General features: G+C 38.2%; 10 protein-coding genes and 1 pseudogene. All 11 read left to right on the forward strand.

The genetic code is table 11. The features are described 5' to 3' along the window. The first annotated feature begins 3 nt into the window (after positions 1 to 3). Complete coding sequence (locus tag G1O98_RS19470; protein WP_163930718.1) at positions 4 to 1,068, forward strand: contractile injection system protein, VgrG/Pvc8 family; 1,065 nt, start codon at positions 4 to 6, stop codon at positions 1,066 to 1,068. Continuing rightward, the gene (locus G1O98_RS19475; protein ID WP_163930720.1) at positions 1,065 to 1,772 is read left to right on the forward strand and encodes a phage baseplate assembly protein V; all 708 of its coding nucleotides are present in this window, start codon (positions 1,065 to 1,067) and stop codon (positions 1,770 to 1,772) included. The genes G1O98_RS19470 and G1O98_RS19475 overlap by 4 nt, the downstream gene beginning before the upstream one ends. Next, positions 1,772 to 2,158: a GPW/gp25 family protein gene (locus tag G1O98_RS19480; RefSeq protein ID WP_163930722.1), complete on the forward strand. Its 387-nt coding sequence runs from the start codon at positions 1,772 to 1,774 to the stop codon at positions 2,156 to 2,158. Before G1O98_RS19475 ends, G1O98_RS19480 begins: the two co-directional genes overlap by 1 nt. Before the next feature lie 6 nt (positions 2,159 to 2,164). Beyond that, entirely contained in the window at positions 2,165 to 5,704 is a 3,540-nt protein-coding gene (locus tag G1O98_RS19485) for a baseplate J/gp47 family protein (RefSeq protein ID WP_163930724.1), read from the forward strand. 247 nt (positions 5,705 to 5,951) lie between these two features. Then, on the forward strand, positions 5,952 to 6,899 hold the full coding sequence (locus G1O98_RS19490; protein WP_163930726.1) for a baseplate J/gp47 family protein: 948 nt from the start codon (positions 5,952 to 5,954) through the stop codon (positions 6,897 to 6,899). Then, the gene (locus G1O98_RS19495; protein WP_163930729.1) at positions 6,880 to 8,478 is read left to right on the forward strand and encodes a phage tail protein; all 1,599 of its coding nucleotides are present in this window, start codon (positions 6,880 to 6,882) and stop codon (positions 8,476 to 8,478) included. The genes G1O98_RS19490 and G1O98_RS19495 overlap by 20 nt, the downstream gene beginning before the upstream one ends. Positions 8,479 to 8,492: 14 nt before the next feature. Further along, positions 8,493 to 10,712 (forward strand): hypothetical protein, encoded by a 2,220-nt coding sequence (locus tag G1O98_RS19500; RefSeq protein WP_163930731.1) that lies wholly within the window; start codon positions 8,493 to 8,495, stop codon positions 10,710 to 10,712. A 57-nt stretch (positions 10,713 to 10,769) separates the two neighbouring features. Continuing rightward, a complete protein-coding gene (locus G1O98_RS19505; protein WP_163930733.1) occupies positions 10,770 to 11,198 on the forward strand; it encodes a hypothetical protein in 429 nt (142 codons plus the stop codon). Positions 11,199 to 11,205: 7 nt separating this feature from the next. Beyond that, complete coding sequence (locus G1O98_RS19510) at positions 11,206 to 11,421, forward strand: hypothetical protein (RefSeq protein ID WP_163930735.1); 216 nt, start codon at positions 11,206 to 11,208, stop codon at positions 11,419 to 11,421. Positions 11,422 to 11,633: 212 nt separating this feature from the next. Beyond that, positions 11,634 to 12,983 carry an AAA family ATPase gene (locus G1O98_RS19515; RefSeq protein ID WP_163930737.1) on the forward strand — a complete coding sequence of 450 codons (1,350 nt, stop codon included), beginning with the start codon at positions 11,634 to 11,636 and terminating at the stop codon, positions 12,981 to 12,983. Positions 12,984 to 13,152: 169 nt separating this feature from the next. After that, a pseudogene (locus G1O98_RS19520) lies at positions 13,153 to 16,671 on the forward strand (ribosome assembly protein 4); the annotation flags it as partial.

Here is a 16,671-nt window from a genome sequence, read left to right on the forward strand (position 1 = left end):
ACCATGCCAAGTGATGCTTCATTATTAAATCCTAATGTCAAAATTTTGATTCAAAATAAGCCCTTAATCCCAGAAATAGAAGCTGATTTAGTATCAGTTTTGGTATCTGAGGATTTGGAAGCACCTAGTATGTTCGAGCTGCAATTAGTTACTTGGGACTTATTAAAACAAGAAATGACATGGGTAGATAACAAATTATTTGATGTTGGCAATGAAGTAGAAATTCAGATTGGATACGAACAAGAACTTAAAACTCTCATGGTGGGGGAAATTACGGGATTAGAGCCAGAATATACCCAGGATGTAGCACCTATATTAGTGGTACGTGGTCATGATTTACGCCATCGTTTGTTGCGAGGTAGCCACACAAAATCCTTCCTAAAAATCAAGGATAGTGAAATTGTTAGTCAAATTGCCAGAACTAGGGGACTTACAGCAAAAGTTACTGATAGTAAAGTAAAGTTAGAATATATTTTGCAGCATAATCAAACCGATTGGGAGTTTTTAAAAGAGAGAGCTAAACGCATTGGTTATGAAGTTGCAGTGGAGCAAAAAACTCTCTATTTTCGCCCCCATAATAACGCTAAGGCAAAAGTTTTAACTCTAACTTATGGAGAAGATTTACAAGAATTCTTTCCCCGTTTAAGTACCATGAATCAGGTACAACAGTTAGAAGTAAAAGGTTGGATTCCTAAAGATAAGAAAGAGGTATTGGGTAAGGCAGCAGTAGGAAAAGAAGGTGGCACAATGGCAGGTTCAACTTCCGGCACAAAAGCAACCAAAAAAGCCTTTGGTGAATCGAGCTATACGATTGTAAATCAACCTGTGTCAAGTAAAGAAGAAGCCGATAGCATGGCATTGGGACAATTTCAGGATATGGCGATCGCCTATATTTCTGGTGAAGGAAGTTGTCAAGGCAATCCCAATTTACGCGCTGGAAAAGTGATTGAAATTGTTGGACTTGGTAAAAGATTTAACGGGCTTTATTACATTATAAGCGCAGAACATACTTGTTCAAAAAATCAGGGTTATAAAACTTCATTCACAGTGAGAAGGAATGCTACATGAACGGACTTGATATTCTAATATCCAACAATCAAAATAATCATTTCTACGGTGTAACTGTTGGAATAGTTACTAATAATAAAGATCCCCAAAAATTAGGAAGAATCAAAGTAAAATTTCCTTGGCTATCTTTAGAGGAAGAAAGTTACTGGGCTAGAGTTGTAACTCTAATGGCAGGAAATGATAGGGGTCTTTACTTTTTGCCAGAAGTTGATGATGAAGTTTTGGTTGCTTTTGAACAAGGTGATATGAATTTTCCTTATATTCTTGGCGCTTTGTGGAATGGTAAAGATAAACCACCAATAACAAATGAAGATGGGGAAAATAATCAAAGAGTTATTAAATCTCGAAGCGGGCACATGATTGTTTTAGATGATACTGACGGAAAGGAACAGATTATTATTCAAGACAAGACGGGAAAAAATAAAATTGTAATTAATTCTAAAGAAAACAAAATGAATATTCAAGTTGAAAAAGATTTAACTATTGAAACTAAAGGAAAAATTACATTAAAAAGTAGTGATGATGATATATCAATTGAATGTAAAAATTTACGAATAAAAACTAAACAAAATTATCAATTAGAAGCAGGTGCAAATTGTACAATTAAAGCTAAATCCAAATATGAACTAGAAGCACAATCTGGTTTAGGGATTAAATGTGCAGCCGGAGTGAAAATAAATGATGGCTCATTGGAGGTGATGTAATGGAGATTGATTTTTTAGGTGTGGGATGGACTTTACCTGTCCAACTTGATGAAAATGCTCAAATTAAGGTGGCACGTTATGAAGATGTTGTGCGTCAATCAATTTGGATGATTCTCAGTACTGCCAAAGGAGAACGGGTAATGCGCCCTGATTTTGGCTGTGATATTCACGAAAAGGTATTTTCTCCTAACAGTTTAGGAACGGTTGGGCAAATTGTTAGTGATGTGCAAGATGCTTTAATTGAATGGGAACCTCGCATTGATGTTTTAGATGTAGATACCATTCCCGATCCTAACCAACCGAATGTAATTTTAATTCAAATAAATTATCAAGTTCGGACAACTAATAATATTTTTAATTTGGTTTATCCTTTTTATTTACAGTAATTTTTTATGTCTTCTTTACCTCCCAAAATAGACCAGCGTACCTATGAGGAAATTGTTCAGCAAACGGAGAATTTAGTAGAGCAATATACCACCTGGAAACCTGCACCTGGAGAGAAAACTGATGCTGGCAGAGCATTAATTCGCATCTTTGGGCGGATGGTAAAATTAGTCAGCGATCGCATCAACCAAGTTCCAGAGAAAAATTTTCTGGCTTTCCTTGATTTACTTGGGGGAGAACTCAAACCACCTCAGCCTGCGAAAGTTCCTTTAACCTTTTATTTGGCACAAGGAAGCCCCACAGATGGGTTAGTTCCTGCTCATACTCAAGTTTCGGCACCACCAGCAGAAGGCACAGACGAAGAAATCGTATTTGAAACGGATCGAGAGTTGGTTGTCACAACAACGCAATTACAAGCAATATTCCTACGCGAACCCAATCAAGATAAGTATAGCGATCTCTCTGAGATGCTTTCCTCAGAGCCCACTTTGGCAGCAACAGGACAAAAAGATGCAGCTTTCTTAGCTTTGGAAGGCGATCGCTCTATTACCCATTCTCTTTATATAACCTGTCCCGAAATTTTTGCTTTACCAGAGTTAAAGGAACTACAACTAATTATTACTACCAATAATGCTGTTGAAAGTGCTAATCAATTACAAAATTTACCTCTTAATTGGTCTTATTGGGATGGTTCTCAATGGCAAGCCATTCCAACTCCTAGCCAAAGTCGGAACAATAATCAATCGACTATTACTTTTACTTTTGCCAATTTACCTATTCCGGCTCTTTATGAGCTTCAAGGAAAAACAGCAAGATGGTTGCAAGCCAATTTAAATAATATATCTTCCCTATTGGGAAACTTACCTCAAGTTACCAATGTTCAAGGTAGTATCAATATCAAACAATCTAACTTAATTCCTGAAATTTGCTTATTTAATAATACTCCTTTAGAACTTACTAAAGATTTTTATCCTTTTGGTGAGCAGCCCGAACTTAATGATACATTTTATATTGCTTTAGACGATACATTTATTAAGCCAAATGTAACTATTAGTATTGATATAACTTTAACTCGCAAACCTGTAAATATAAATAATTTAAAAGTTGTCTGGGAAATTGGTAACGGTCAAGTATGGCAAGAAATAGCAGATAAAAATAATCAACTTAAATGGATAGAAAAATCATCAGCAATTCAGTTTACTGAAAAAGATACTATCCAGGCGAAGTTACAATTTCCTAACGCAGAAAATATACCTTTTCCTAGCACTGTAAATGGAGAAACTCGTTATTGGATTCGCGCTCGGATTACTCAAGGTCATTATGGTAAAGCCGCAGATGAGCGCACATATCCTGTTTATGATGACTTGGCAGTTCTGAGAAAGGAATTTAAACAAGGAGCCAACGAAATTGAAGTTGATACTTTAGATTTATTTAAAACTGGTGATACAATTCGTATTCTTCCTTATACTGGAGGGTTTCCAGAAGAAAATAAAATTACACAAATCATCAAAGAGACTAATAGGCTGAAGCTAGAAACCGGAGTTTTGAACACCATTTTAGGGGTTGGGACGCGAATCATGCGTAAGTTAATTATCACGGAGACGATTCCTCCAACTTACGATCCACCTCTGATTAAGTCATTAAAATTAACCTACGAATTTACTCTGATAGAAAAAGCTATTTATTTTGCTGAGAATGATTTTACCTATTCTCATCCAGAAAATTTGAGTTCTTTTCAGCCCTTTACACCTACCATAGATCGAGAACCAACCCTCTATCTGGGATTTGATAAATCATTTAATAATAAAACAGTTACTCTTTATGCACAGTTTGAAGCCCCATTACCAAATGAATTATCTGCTGAGATTACACAAAAAACCGTCCTTACATCAACAGTAAATATTGGAGAGAAAACGCTGCAAATTGCTGATTTAACTGGTTGGCAAACAGGCGATCACATCCAAATTCAGAACCCACTCAACGCTAAACAATACGATAACTATATTATTAGTAATATTAGTAAAAACCTAGTTACCACCAATCAACCTCTGCAACAAAATTATCCTCAGAATACCCCAGTGATTCGCCTCCAACAACCACAATTAGTTTGGGAATCTTCTAGTTCTCTGGGTTGGCAACCATTGGGAGTAGAAGACGAAACTCAAGCATTTTCGCAACCAGGTTTAATTAAATTTATTGCTCCCGCAGATTTTAGCCCTCGAGAAAACTTTGGGAAAAAACTATATTGGTTGCGAGTGCGTTGGGTGTCAGGTAATTTTCGGGTTAAACCTCGTCTACGTCGCTTGTTAACTAATACTACGTGGGCCGTTCAGGCAATTAGTCTCCGAGAAGAAGTATTAGGTTCAAGTAACTATGATCCAAATCAGGTTTTTATTGCCAATAATATTCCCATTTTGATGGGACAGCAGTTAGAAATTCAAGAAGGAGAAATTCCCCTTAACATAGAATCTCATCGCATCAAGGTAATTAAAGATAATTTGGGGGAAATTGAAGAAGTTTGGGTATTTTGGCAGGAAGTAGCAGATTTCTACGGTTCTAGTGCGAGCGATCGCCATTACACTTTGGATCGACAAACAGGCGAAATTCGTTTTGGAAACGGACAAGCTGGGATGATTCCTCCCAGAGGACGCAATAATATTCGACTGTCTTTTTATCGTACTGGAGGAGGTAAACAGGGAAACGTCACTGCACAAACCATTAGCCAACTGAAAACTACCATTCCCTACATTGATGGGGTAATTAACCTGGAAGCAGCAGCAGGTGGGGCGCAACAGGAAACTTTAGATCGCCTGAAAGAACGAGTACCAAAACAATTACGTCACCGCGATCGCGCTGTCACTCTTGAGGACATAGCAGATTTAGCTTACGAAGCTTCTACAGATGTGGCTAGAGTCAAAGTAGTTACACCAGATTTGCTGACAACTGATTTTAGCCCTCTCAATGAAAAACTTTGGCTCGATCCGACTAAACCAAATGTGTTATTTGAAGATAGCCTCCGGGAAAAGTTGCAGACAATTAATGCTACCGAAGCAGATAACTTTGAAAAAATGATGCGGGAAATTAACCGCCGTGCAGGACAAGTTAAGCTGATCGTTCTGCCCTACAGTAGCGATCGCCAGCCAACCCCTAGTTTAGCTTTACTAGAGCAAGTCGAAACTTACATTCGTTCCCGTTGTGCGGGGACAGTAGATTTAGTGGTTACAGCCCCAAAATGGCGAGAAGTCACCGTAACTGCAACTATCACTCCTGTGTTGATCGAAGATGCAGACATAGTGAGAAACATCGTTAGACAACACTTAGAAGCCTTTCTCCATCCCTTAACTGGAGGAACAGGAGAGGGCTGGCAATTTGGACGCTACCCGCAAAAATCCGATTTTTACGCCATTATTCAATCCATTACGGGAGTAGATCATGTTAATTTCCTAGAGGTACAGTTACCTGCAACAGAAAGCAAGTCATTACTAAGTGGTGATTCTTTAATTTATTCTGGCAATCACAACGTCAAGGTAGAGGGCAATAGGCAATAGGGAATGGGGAATAGGCAAATAGGTAAATGGTTCGTGAATATAAGAAAGGAGTGAAAAATGTCAGATATTCGGGATTTTAAAGACTTAATAATTTGGCAAAAAGGTATGGAAATTGCTGAGAAATGCTATTTTGATTATTTCCCTTCTCAAAAAATTAAAAAATTAAAAACTATTCCTTACCCTCTATTGCCTATTTGCCTATTCCCTATTCCCCATCTCCCATTCCCCATTCCCCATTCCTCTAATCATGACTCTACCCTTACCCAATCTTGACGATCGCAGCTATGCCAACTTACTAGAAGAGGCAATTTCTCAGATTCCGCTTGAATACCCGGAATGGACGGATCATAATCCTACAGATACGGGAATAATTCTGATTGAATTATTGGCATGGTTAACAGAAATGGTTCTCTACCGAGTTAATCAAATTCCTGATGATAATTATGCTAGTTTTTTGAGTTTACTTAAAGGCGAAGAATGGAATTTACCCATTAATATTTCTAGCCAAGAACGACAAAATATTTTGCAATCAGAAATTCAGAAGACTTTATTAGAAGTACGCAAAATTTATCGAGCTGTTACTCCAGCAGATTTTGAAAAATTGGTGCTTATTGATTGGAATAAATCAGAAGATGCTGATAACTTAAAAATTGCCAGAGTTAAATGTTTAGCACAACGAAATCTAGAGTCAACATCTGATAACTTTGCCAAAGGACATATTAGTTTAGTAGTTGTTCCTGAAAATAATGAAATAAATCAAGTAAATAAATATGAACTATTATTTAAATTTCTTGACGATCGCAGACTTTTAACTACCCGCCTGCATATCTTAGAACCTGAGTATGTATCCATAGCTATAGAAGCAGAATTAGTGCTTCGGGATGGCGCACAAGCAGAAGAAGTTAAAAAACAGGCAGAAAAGGAAGTCAAGATATTTTTTGCACCCTTGCGATCGGGAAAATATTGGCAGGGAAAAGGATGGCCTTTTGGTCGGAGTGTTTACCTATCAGAATTATATAAATTATTAGATGAATTGGAAGGTGTTGACTATATTGAAAACCTGCAAATTAAAGATAACAATAATAACTCTAAATCCGAAATTAATTTAGCAGATAATCAGTTAGTAAAAATCAATATCCAAGATAGCAAATTTACAATATTGGTAGAAGTTGGTAATGAACGAAAAAAAATCTGAATCAATTAGTACCTATCATCAATATTTACCAGCAATTCTCCAAAAAGATGTTTTTATTGCTCAGTTGTTGCTGTCATTTGAAAAAATTCTCAGTGGATTAAATGAAACTCCAAATCAAGAGCAAATTATTACAGCCAAGACTCAGAATATACCAGGATTAGAAGAAATTATTGATAATATTCATGTCTATTTCAATCCTCAACATACTCCAAAGGAATTTTTACCTTGGTTAGCGGGTTGGGTAGCCTTGAGTTTAAGGGACGATTGGGAAGTAGAGGTCAAACAAGCATTTATTCAACAAATTGTTCACTTATACGGTTTGCGAGGGACGAAAGCAGGGTTAATCGAAATTTTGAGTATTTATTTAAAAAATTCAGGATTTGGAGAAAAAGTTGAAGTATTCGATCAATTTGATAATTTTCCGAATTATTTTCAAGTTCAACTAACCTTAAAAGACCGCGATCCTGATAAGTATTGGCGACAGGCTAAAATTGCTAAAGCAATTATCGACAGAGAAAAGCCGGCACAGACATTTTATTCCCTAAAAATTCTTGTGCCAACGATGCAACTAACTAAGCGATCGCACGTTGCTTATCCTTGCAAATTATTTGCACCCCCAAAAAATCAAACCTTTGCTATAGAAGCCACAATCACTCCCAACAAAATTAATAATGTTCCAATTAACCAATTAGCGAACCAGTTAGCTATTCAGATCCAAGGAAACTCGCAATCAATTACCCCTTACTCACCAGAAGTAATTATCAATAATCAATCATTTTCAATTAAACAAAAGTTAAATTATCAACACTTACAAGAAAATTTGGCAGGTTTCAATATTATATTGTCAAACCGAACCGATAAAGAGTTCGTGGGAAATTTAACTATAAAGCTATATTTTTCAATTAATGAAATTGAATATAACAATACACTCTTAGAACAACCTGTAAATTTATCACCAGTCCTCAAAATTTGTCGTGAAAACGAGAAAAGAGAAATTATCGCAGGAAATACAATTTTTAAACAAAATATTCAGCCACAACAATCGGGGATGAAGATTACAGAAACTATATGGACTAAGCCATATAATTTTCTAGTGTTTGATCCACCAAAAACTCAAGAGTTACAACCTGATATAACTGCAATTATTGAAAAACTGGAAATTGCGGCAATTGTAGAAATTTCCCAACCAAGTACCATCAACTTAGATTTACTAAATCAAATCACAGTCCGCCTTCAAGATGATGTTTCAGAATTTTATTTATTGACACCAGAAACTGTCAAAGAAAATAATACAATTAGAATTAAGCGTACCCTCTACTACCAAGAGTTTATGCAAACTATAGATAAATTTATAGTGACAGTCAAAAACCTCAATAATCTTGATATTGCTGGGAAAGTAACTGTTCAAGCTTCCTTAAATATTAATCAGCGCTTATCTACTTATAAAATACTAGAGCAAACCTTTAACCTCACAGCCGTTTCTCCCTATAATATTTTACAAATTTGCCGTAAAAACGAGGAAGGTAAAATTGTTTCTGGTAACACCATTCTAGGAACAACTAGTCAATCATTGAATTAAATTCAGGATAAAACATGGCTCAAACTACTGATTTCACCAACTTTGGTAATGAACGTCCTAACTATTTTGCAGGGCAATATCTCCTAGAAGATGATTTTGAAATTCAACACAAATATCTTAGCGATCGCCAACGCTACAATAATCAAAGTCTTCATATTTCAGGGATTATTGAAGGGCTGGAAGTTATAGTTGTTCAGAATACAAAATCTGTTCAAATTAAATCTGGATCGGCTATCAATAGTAATGGTGATTTAATTATTTCAAAAGAAAATATTACATTTTCTGACTTCAAAAATCTTACTGACGCTGTACTCTACATCCAATATGCTCAAGATAAACAGGTTCAACAGCAAAAAGATGTACCAGATAGCTATACTCGTTGGATTGAAAAACCTATTTTGGGATTTGCGACTACAATTCCTGAAAATAGCGTCAAACTGGGAAAGCTGACAATAGCTCAAAATACCATTACTCTCGATGCTAATGTTCGGGAATATTCTGGTTTATCGTTACCAAATTCTAATAGTAAAGCTTTAACTCTTCGCTCTGGGGGAAACACTAATCCAAACTTAGCAGTTTTGACAGGTAGCTTAAAAATTGATGGCGATTTAACAGTGAATAGCAGAGGCAATTCTTCTTTCACTGGCAGTTTAATTGTAAATGGTAATGTTGGTATCGGTACGACCGAGCCAGGAAACTACAAATTAAATGTGCAAGGTAATCAGTTGCTTAAAGGTAGTTTAACTATTCAGGAAGGTAAAATTAGTCTTGATGGCAGTCAACAAATTGCTTTTTCAGATACTGGAACTACAAACCAACTGAAATTACAACTTTGGAGTGGATACGGACTTGGTGTTAATGGTTCTACTTTATTCTATACAGCTAACGGTAATCATTCTTGGCGAGATAATCAAAATATTGAAAGAATGTTGTTAAGCACTGCTGTAGATGGTGGGTTAACAGTCAAAGGAACAGGAAATTCTTCTTTTGGTGGAAATTTAACGGTTAGTGGTACTGTTCAATGTAGTAATGGTGCTGTCACAAATATTTTAGCAATTGGTGATACACCTATGACCGGGAATGTAGGTGGAAGTCGGGATTGGATGACGAAAGGAATGAAGATTTCTTGGGATAGCGATAATCTATTTATTGGTTTAAAGGATGAAGGAACTAATAGAAAAGATGCCATAATTGCTTGGGGAGACGACCCAGAGGATGACTTACGATTTATTACTGTGCAATCTGGAGGTACTAAAGAAGGAAATGAAGTTGTCAGAATTAAAGCAAATGGCAATTTTGGTATTGGCACAAATAATCCAGGCGAATACAAATTAAATGTGCAAGGCAATCAGTTAATCCAAGGGAGTTTAACAGTCAATGGAGTTATTACAGGAAGTTTAAAAATTGCTGGGACAATATATGCAGGTGGAAACCCTGTGGCTTATGAAAATTACGAAATTTATTTAAGAGGATCAGCATTTGAATCATCTGAAGGAAATATCACATTTTTAAAAATTGCCAATATTGACTTGGGTATGACTAGTAGCCGAGGGCTAAATACAGTTATTCTCAATCCCAATGGAACTTTTAAGAACAAGGCAACTCATGACGTTTTTGGTAATCCTACTATATGGAATAGTTGGGCTACTTGGGTTAATACAACTGCTGCTATTGGTGATGTAATTGCTGTTGCCAGCTATGACGCTTTAAACATTGCTCCCACAGGTGGTTCAGCAGAAACGTTATTAAGAAGCATTAATGCTGGGCGAGTATTTCAATCAATACCAGGTCGTTATCCTTATACACTGTTATTTATTCAAGGGCAATCAAGATGTATAGAAGTATTACAACCTAATCAAGGTTCTAATGCCCATTTAAAAACTACCTATTATCAACTACTAAGTTTACAAAACATAACGCAACAAGAACCATGGCAAACGCCAACATTCCAAAACAATTGGGTTAATTATGACAACACTTATAACCCCGCTGGATATTTCAAAGATAGCTTGGGGATAGTTCACCTCAGAGGTTTAGTAAGGAGTGGAACTAATAATACGACTATTTTTACGCTTCCTGTTGGTTATAGACCGTCTAATCGGGAACTTCAAGCAATTCAAACCTTTAATAATACAATAGGTCGGCTTGATATTCTAACTGATGGACAAGTCCAAGTAGTTTTGGGAAACAATGGGTGGGTTTCTTTAGATGGCATTACTTTTAGAGCAGCGTGATAATCATAGAACTTTCCTTATTTATCTCTAAAAACGTTTGATTACTATTACCCACTAATGGCTGACTTCATTCTTATCACTGGCGATAAAGCCATGTTTAACCCGACTTTTGGACAAGCCATTGTCACCGTCCGTCCAGGCGATCTAATTGGCACAGGCAAGGATAAAGTTAACCAGAAAGTAGTCTGTGTAGATGGTGACGAAAAAAAAGTCATCGTCCCTGGTTGTCCTTATATGACTTCCCAATATAGTATCCCTGGAGTTGGGATACTATCCATTGAATCCCTTGCTGGAAACCAAAAAGCCAAAAAGACAAAATCTGGTGGTAAACCAGTACTGCTCAAAGGTGCTTCATTTAAAGCCAAATTTCAAGTCCTGGTTCCCGCTCAACAACCTTCTGTACCTAGTCCGATTCCCGACGCAACCCCCCAATATTCCGGTACAGGCACATTTATTTCTGTGAATAGCAAAGTCAAAGGAACTTAATTAAATAATGAAAGAACAATTAGAAAAACGCCTCACTGAACTCAAAGCCGAATTGCTATCAGGACAAAAAGTCATGGCAGATTTAGAGGCTAAACAAGCAAATCTGCGCGATACCTTACTGCGGATTAGTGGTGCAATTCAAATTTTGGAAGAACTCACATCTTCTACTAAGCAAGATGATTATCAAAATAATAATTACGTACAAGAGGAATCAAACGTTTAATATCAATTAAAAGATTGACATCTCTCTTGATTGAAACATGGGAGATTCTATACTTTTACCCACAATTTGATCTAAATTATGAACCAAGATTAGCGATCGCACGCCGCTAAATGTATGTTTTATGGCATTCTTGAGATGCAAAGATGTAAATAACTTGATCCTTTTCAACAAGGATGTGTTAAGACAATACCAGATAATTGCACTACCAAGTTATGCCCATAGATTTACGGGAATTTTATCAGGCTAGCGATCCCAGCAGAACTCTATTTGTCAACAATAGCTCTGATGGCAAGTATTACATAGATTTTTCCTCAGTCCGAGGTGGTGATATTCTTGGCAAGCTGAAGCAGAAAATTACTTTTTTTAAGCCCAATGAACCCACCTGCACTTTATTTACTGGGCATATTGGTTGTGGTAAATCGACAGAACTATTACGGTTACAGGCAGAACTGGAAAAATTAGGTTTCCATGTAGTCTATTTTGAGTCTAGTGACGATTTGGAAATGACCGATGTCGATATTGCTGATGTGCTGCTGGCGATCGCTCGGCGGGTGAGTCAAAGTCTGGATAAAATTACTCTGGAGGCACCTAACAAGTTTAATGAGTTGCTGCAAGGTGCTTGGAAAGTCTTAAACTCCGAGGTGACGGCGGGAAAAGTTAAGCTTCCCGTGCTTGGTGATGTTGGTTTATCCGCAGATAAAGATAAGTTTTCTCTATCTATGGGTATTGGTGAAATCACCGCCAAGATGAAAAACGACCCAACCCTGCGCGAAAAACTCAATCAGTATTTAGCACCGCAGAAAACTAAGCTGTTGGAAGCGATTAATCAAGAATTATTAGAACCTGCGATCGCTAAACTCAAACAGCAAGGTAAAAATGGTCTAGTGGTAATTGTCGATAATCTTGACCGCATAGATAATCGCGCCAAACCTTGGGGTCGTCCGCAGCAAGAATATTTATTTGTCGATCAGGGTGAGTTTTTGACGAAGCTGAATTGTCATCTAATCTACACCATGCCCTTATCTTTGAAGTTTTCCAATGATTACGGAATGCTGACTCAGCGTTTCCCAGAAGACCCCAAAGTGTTACCAATGGTACCTGTACAATGGTCTGATGGCAGTGTTCATACACAGGGAATGTCACTCATGCAGCAAATGGTACTTGCTAGAGCTTTTCCTGACATGACACCAGAGGAGCGTTTAAATAAAGTTACCGAGATTTTTGATAGTGCTGCTAGCCTAGAGCGTTTATGTCAAATGAGCGGTGGTCATGTGCGGGATGTGCTGAGGCTGCTAAATACCTGGATTATGGAAGAGATGAGTCTTCCCTTAACTCGTGAAACCTTAGAGCAAGTGATTCGTTCTCGGCGGAATGAAATCATGTTGCCAATTTCTGAGGATGAGTGGCAATTGTTACGCCATGTCAAGGAAAAGAAAAAGGTGAGTGATGACCACGGGTATCAAAAACTGATTCGCAGTCGATTTGTGTTTGAATATCGGGATGGTGGCGAGTCTTGGTTTGATGTTAATCCGGTTTTGGCTGAGGCGAGGGAGTTGCAATGAGGAGGCAGGGAGCAGGGCGAATGGAATTCGCGACTATACAAACATAGACGCTTTGCGGCTTCCCGCAGGGTAGTTCACCTCCGTGGACTAAGGAAAAATTGAATGTTTGAAACCCACGAAGGTGGGTAAAGCCTTGTGTAGACGCGGTTTCTAACCGCCCTTTTAACTTATGACAGACTCGCAATCATCACAAGATGCTCATATAAACAGCGATCGCTCTTTGAAACAATTAGCTTGGGCGATCGAATCCTCTGTGGGACAGTTTAAGCTGATTTTGGCACGGTGTAATTATGCCAGCTTGCGCGATCGCTTAATCTCTAGATTGCAGGAAATTTGTCAAGTTGAAATTCGTATCTTGGCAGTGCAGCAATCAAACAGAACTCTTTATACTGCGATTCAGGAAGAATTCGGCGCAGAAATACCAGCCTGTGTGATGGTTGTGGGTTTGGAATCAGTGCAGAATTTGTCTGTGATGTTAACTTCTGCGAATCAGGTGCGGGAAGAGTTTCGCAAGAATTTTGCTTTTCCCTTAGTGTTGTGGATTGACGATGAAATCTACAAGCAATTAATACAGCTTGCACCAGATTTGGAAAGTTGGGCAACTACGAGAGATTTTGCCATATCAACACAAGAATTAGTAGATTTTATTACCAAAACGGCTAATCAATGGTTTAGTAATAGCTTTAATTTCAGTGTAGATGTATATATTAAACTGGAAAATGAGTTAGAAACGGCACAAAGAGATTTACTCAACAAGCCAGATGTTTATAATTTAGAAATTCAAGCTAATCTAGAATCCTTGTTAGGTTTCATCAAACAGATAAATAATCAAAAAGATTCGGCATTAGAGCATTATCACAAAGCTTTAGAACTTTGGCAACAAAATCATAATTTAGAGCAATGGGCAAAAGTTCTGGGTGAGATTGGCTTTTGCTATTATCTCAAAGCTTTTAAACATCAAGATATCAATCATCCCGATTGGCAAGCAACTTGGCATTATATCCAAGAGTATATAAATTTTATTAACCGATTGAAAAGTCCAGATTTAATTGCTAATGCAGTAATTAAGTTTGGTGATATCTTGCGAGACTTGCAAAAGTGGGAAACGTTGCAGAGTCTTTCTGAGCAAGGTTTAGTAATCCATCGAGCTAACAACAAGCTAAGAGAATTAGCCAAAGATTACGGTTTTTTAGCTGAGGTAGCTTTGGCTCAGAATAATTGGGTTAAAGCAAATCAGTTAGTTAAGCAAGCCTTGGAAGTTTTTGCTACGATTACAAATCTGGAATCAGCTAATATATCAGGGCTTTTATCTAATATTACTGAAAAGGTTTTAAAATCAAAAGACTTCAGCTTATATCAATTTATTTTAGGTCGTTCTCAATACCATTTAGGTCAAATTCAAGAGGCAACCCTCAGCTTAGAAAATGCTAAGGATGTGGGTAATTCCCTAGAAGATGTCAGGCTTTTCTTAGATATTCTCAGGTTTTTACAGCAGCTTTATTTTGAACAAAAAAAATATCTCAAAGCATACAAAATTAAACAGCAACGGCGTTCCATTGAACAGCAATTTGGCTTGCGGGCTTTTATTGGTGCGGGTAGGTTAGAAGCTACAAAACAGGCATTTGTCGAGACATTGCGCTCAAATTCTCCTCAAGGAAATATTGCTCCAGAAATTGCTGCATCTGGTCGCCTGTTGGATATAGAACGTTTGATTGAACGCATGGGTCGCCCTGATTATAAGCTGATAGTAATTCATGGGCAATCGGGTGTAGGCAAAAGTTCCCTGGTGAATGCAGGACTGTTACCAGCTTTAAAGAATAAAGCGATCGGTACTCAAGATTATTTGCCGGTGGTAATGCGCGTTTACACCAACTGGGTGGAAGAGTTGGGCAGGCTTTTAGGAGAAAGTGAGGAATCGAGAGTTTGTAGAGACGCGATAAATCGCGTCTCTACTGATTGGGGAGAGTCAGAACCTCAACGTTCAGCCTCTGAACTCGGCACTTCAACCTCTGAACTCGGACGTTCGACCTCTGAACTCGGACGTTCGACCTCTGAACTCGGACGTTCGACCTCTGAACTCGGAATACCGCAATATTTAATATCCAGACTTAAAGAAAACGAACAGCACAACCTCCGCACGGTGCTAATTTTCGATCAGTTTGAGGAATTTTTCTTTGTTTACACCGAACCTGCACAAAGAAAGCAATTCTTTGAGTTTCTGGGAGAGTGTTTGAATGTTCTATCAGTGAAAGTTATCTTATCACTGCGGGTAGATTACATTCATTACTTGCTGGAGTGCAATGATTTGTCCAGTCTCAAGATTATTGGCAATGACATTCTCAGTAATAATGTGCTTTACAAGTTGGGGAATTTCTCACCTGCTGATACGAAGTCAATTATTCAGCGTTTAACTGAGAATACTAGTTTTCGCTTAGAACCTGCTTTAGTAGAACAACTGGTGCAAGATTTAGCCGGAGAATTGGGTGAAGTGCGTCCCATTGAGTTGCAGGTTGTGGGGGCGCAACTGCAAACGGAGAATATTACAACTCTGGCAGAATATCAGCAACGTGGTACTAAGGGGGAATTGGTTAAGCGTTATTTAAATGAAGTTGTTCATGATTGCGGTGAAGAAAATCAGCAAGCAGCAGACATTTTACTGTATCTACTGACTGATGAAAAAGGAACTCGCCCACTCAAGACTCATGCTGAGTTGGAACGTGATTTGATGCCGTATTTCTCGGAGATCCCCCCAACCCCCCTTAAAAAGGGGGGCTTTATTCTTGCTACCCCCTTTTTGAGGCGATCGCCGCAGGCGGGGGGATCAGAAACTAGGGCGAAACAAGCTTCTGAAATCAGTAAATTAGATTTAGTCTTAGAGATTTTTGTCCAATCCGGCTTAGTAGTTTTGCTACCAGAAAACCCAAATGACCGTTATCAACTGGTGCATGACTACATCGCCACTTTTATCCGCCAGCAACAGGAACCGAAGTTAAAACAGGTAATGGTGGAACTGGAAAAAGAACGAGAACAAAGAAAACAAAGTGAAGTAAAACTTAATCGTGTTTTCAAACGCGCCCTTTTTAGTTCAATTGCCGCAGGTTTAGGATTTGCTGGGTTAGCAGCGGTAACATTCCAGTGGACAGTAGAGGCAAATGTTCATCTAATTAACGCCATCAATAATTCTTCTGAGGCCTTTGCTGTTTCTAGACAACATCCAGATGCTTTAATAGCAGCATTAAGGGCAGGTAGCAAACTCAAGCATACAATTTGGGCACAGCATAGAAGCGATACCCGAATGCAAACTGTGGCAACTTTACAGCAAGCGGTTTACTTAAAGCCAAACGAGCCAAAAGAAAATCGTGCGATCGAGGTGAATACTTTAGAAGGTCATAGCAGCGCGGTCAATAGCATCGCCTACAGTCCCAATGGAAAACAGTTAGCTTCTGCTAGTGATGACAACACCATCAAAATCTGGGATGTCAGTAGTGGTCAACTCCTCAAATCCCTTACTGGTCATAGCGATGAAGTCTGGAGCGTCGCCTACAGCCTCAATGGACAACAGTTAGCTTCCGCTAGTCGGGATAAGACCATCAAAATCTGGGATGTTAGCAGTGGTAAACTCCTCAAATTCCTTACTGGTCATAGCAATGCGGTTAATAGCGTCGCCTACAGCCCCAATGGACAACAG

Source organism: Nostoc sp. UIC 10630 (assembly GCF_010747425.1).
GTDB lineage: Bacteria > Cyanobacteriota > Cyanobacteriia > Cyanobacteriales > Nostocaceae > Nostoc.

Excerpts from the sequence above, each read along its gene's own strand:
- G1O98_RS19510 (WP_163930735.1), top strand. The coding sequence starts at position 11,206 with ATGAAAGAACAATTAGAAAAACGCCTCACTGAACTCAAAGCCGAATTG.
- G1O98_RS19490 (WP_163930726.1), top strand. The coding sequence starts at position 5,952 with ATGACTCTACCCTTACCCAATCTTGACGATCGCAGCTATGCCAACTTA.
- G1O98_RS19485 (WP_163930724.1), top strand. The coding sequence starts at position 2,165 with ATGTCTTCTTTACCTCCCAAAATAGACCAGCGTACCTATGAGGAAATT.
- G1O98_RS19515 (WP_163930737.1), top strand. The coding sequence starts at position 11,634 with ATGCCCATAGATTTACGGGAATTTTATCAGGCTAGCGATCCCAGCAGA.
- G1O98_RS19475 (WP_163930720.1), top strand. The coding sequence starts at position 1,065 with ATGAACGGACTTGATATTCTAATATCCAACAATCAAAATAATCATTTC.
- G1O98_RS19480 (WP_163930722.1), top strand. The coding sequence starts at position 1,772 with ATGGAGATTGATTTTTTAGGTGTGGGATGGACTTTACCTGTCCAACTT.
- G1O98_RS19470 (WP_163930718.1), top strand. The coding sequence starts at position 4 with ATGCCAAGTGATGCTTCATTATTAAATCCTAATGTCAAAATTTTGATT.
- G1O98_RS19505 (WP_163930733.1), top strand. The coding sequence starts at position 10,770 with ATGGCTGACTTCATTCTTATCACTGGCGATAAAGCCATGTTTAACCCG.
- G1O98_RS19495 (WP_163930729.1), top strand. The coding sequence starts at position 6,880 with ATGAACGAAAAAAAATCTGAATCAATTAGTACCTATCATCAATATTTA.
- G1O98_RS19500 (WP_163930731.1), top strand. The coding sequence starts at position 8,493 with ATGGCTCAAACTACTGATTTCACCAACTTTGGTAATGAACGTCCTAAC.